The organism is Dietzia sp. DQ11-44, assembly GCF_014145205.1.
Classification (GTDB): domain Bacteria; phylum Actinomycetota; class Actinomycetes; order Mycobacteriales; family Mycobacteriaceae; genus Dietzia; species Dietzia natronolimnaea.
Map to the genome: position 1 here is coordinate 1 of NZ_JAALEC010000003.1, position 2,419 is coordinate 2,419.

Annotated in this window: 3 protein-coding genes; 2 read left to right on the forward strand and 1 reads right to left on the reverse strand. The window is 70.9% G+C overall.

All coding sequences use genetic code 11. From position 1 onward, the window contains the following. Window positions 1-348 (reverse strand): sigma-70 family RNA polymerase sigma factor (locus G6018_RS00065; RefSeq protein WP_182638407.1); only part of this gene is annotated, 348 nt, incomplete at its 3' end. Window positions 349-596: 248 nt separating this feature from the next. Here G6018_RS00065 and G6018_RS00070 point away from each other — a divergent pair. Both G6018_RS00070 and G6018_RS00075 read left to right on the forward strand, forming a co-directional pair. Next, window positions 597-1,367: an SDR family oxidoreductase gene (locus G6018_RS00070; RefSeq protein ID WP_182638408.1), complete on the forward strand. Its 771-nt coding sequence runs from the start codon at window positions 597-599 to the stop codon at window positions 1,365-1,367. 124 nt (window positions 1,368-1,491) lie between these two features. Next, window positions 1,492-2,419: alpha/beta fold hydrolase (locus tag G6018_RS00075; RefSeq protein ID WP_347237751.1), on the forward strand; the 928-nt coding region annotated here is incomplete at its 3' end.

The window sequence follows — 2,419 nt, forward strand, 5'->3', positions numbered from 1 at the left end:
GTCGCCGAGCTCGTCGTCGCCCGCCCGGTTGCCACTCCACCCGCCGCCACTCCGCCCGCGGCCACTGCCCTCCCACTCCTCGAGCAGGGCGACCTCGTCCGCGCCTCCCGCCGGGGCTGCCATGCGCGCTGATCTGCGCACCACGTCCACGGCGCGGCGGTGGGCGACCCTGACCAGCCACGCCTCCACATTGGTCTCCTCCGGCAGGTCCGGCCAGGCCCGCAGCGCGGAGAGGAAAGTCTCGGACCAGGCGTCGTCGGCGTCGGGGCCGGGACCCAGGACCGCACGGCACACTCGCAGAACCGTCGGCCCGTGCCGGACCACCGCACCGTCGAAGGCTGCCCTCATAGATCAGATCCTCCCCTCGTCTCCGGCGCCACGTTCACACGCCCCTCCCACCGGTCTCGGGAGGTAGTCGCTCCGCGCGAGGGAAACGTGAGGTCGGCACAGCGCCCGAGCGACACGCGTGATCGCGGCAGACGTTCGTGATCGCGCACTGGTAGAGCTTTCCCTCGCCCGTCCAATGCTCGGTACTGTCGAGTGTCGGATATCTCCGGGCGGCGCGCCGCATCGGACTTGCGTGTGGAGGACAGCGAATGGTATCGATCTTCATCTCGGGCGGGGCGGCTGGGATCGGCCTGGCAACGGCGGAGCGATTCGGCCGCGAGGGATGGACTGTCGGGGTGTATGACGTCGACACCGACGCCCTGGCCGCGGTGCAGTCGAGTCATCCCGACTGGATCACCGGAGAGCTCGACGTCCGCGATATGCAGCAGTGGGAGAAGGCGCTGGAGGAGTTCACCTCGCACACCGGCGGGACGCTCGACGTCCTGGACAACAACGCGGGTGTTCTTGTCGCCGGCGACCTGTCGGAGATCTCGGCTGACGCGGTCAAGGCCCAGATCGACATCGATGTGTTGGGGGTGACGCTCGGCGCCAAAGCCGCGTTCCCGTACCTCAAGGCCACGCCGGGGTCGCACCTGGTCAACATCGCGTCCGCGTCGGCGATCTACGGTCAACCCGGGATCGCCACGTACAGCGCCGCCAAGTTCTACGTCGCCGGGCTGACCGAGGCGTTGGAGCTCGAGTGGGCACCGCACGGCGTGCGCGTGGTGGGGATCTGGCCGCTGTGGGCCAAGACCGCTCTCGCGGACCCCAAGGCCAAGACGACCAGGACGCTCGGCATCAAGATCACGCCCGAGCAGGTGGCGGACAAGGTCTGGCAGTCCGTCCACCCGACGACCCTTGACCGCCGCCTTCATCGCACGTCCTACTCCGTCGGCGAGCAGACGACCGTGCTCGCGAACATCTCTAAGTTCTCGCCCAATTTCGCGTCGCGTCTGGTCAACAAGGTCCTGGCCCAGTAGGGCCTCACCTCGAGCTGATCGTGGGGCACCCGCCCCGGTCGGCGGCGTCCGCAGTAATCGGTCCGCGCCGCGAGAACGTGAGGTCCTCGCGGTACCCGATCCCGCTCGGCACTCGCATACTTGTGTGACCTCACACTCTTTGGGAGTCACCATGCTCGGTTCCCGCACCCCACACCGCCTGCGTTCCCGATTTGCCGGCGCCCTCGTCGCCGGCGCGCTGGCCGTGCCCCTCGCCGCGGCGGTCACGACCACCACCGCCGCGCCCGCACTCGTCCCACAGGCCGCCGCCGGGCCGGTGGAGGACGCACTGACGGACCTCGTCGGGGACCTGGATCCCTCGGGCGAGCTCGGGCCCTACGTGACCGAGGCGCTCAACGGCATCAACGGACCCATCGGCGCCCCCGGCCCGCCAGCCGCGGTGGACACCCCGATCACCTGCCGACCGACCCCGGCCCACCCGCGGCCGGTGATTCTGGTGCACGGGACGTTCGACAACGGCCCCAACACCATGCCGCGACTGGGCGAGCCGCTGCGCAGGCAGGGGTTCTGTGTGATCGCACCGACCCTCGGCGCGTACGCGGGCAACCCGGCCCGGGGAGGTCTCGACTCGATCGTCGGTGCGTCCGGTCCGCAGCTCGCCGGGGTGATCGACCACGTGCGCGCGGTCACCGGCGCCGCGCAGGTCGACCTGGTGGGCTACTCGCAGGGCGCCTCGATCGCGGGGTACACCACCAAGGTGTTGCGCCCCGGCGCGGTGGGCCGGGTGGTCTCGGTGGGCGGGTACTGGGGCGCCGACAACAGTGGCCTGATCCCCCACCAGCTGCCACCGGGGGTCGCAGGCGCGGCGCTCTGGGCCGCCAACCTGCGGGGTCTGGCCGAACTGTCACCCGGCAGCCCCATGCTCACCGCGTGGTACGGGCTCGACCGCACCCCGTTCCTGCCCGGGGTCGCCTACACGCTCATCGCCACCGGCGGCGACCATCTCCTGCCACCGCAGCGGAGCTTCGTGCCGGGGCCCGGCGTGGGGTGGCGGGTTCCGGAGCAGGCCTGCG

What these genes read in the sequence shown, in the direction of transcription:
- G6018_RS00070 (WP_182638408.1), top strand. Translation starts at nt 597, where the DNA reads ATGGTATCGATCTTCATCTCGGGCGGGGCGGCTGGGATCGGCCTGGCA.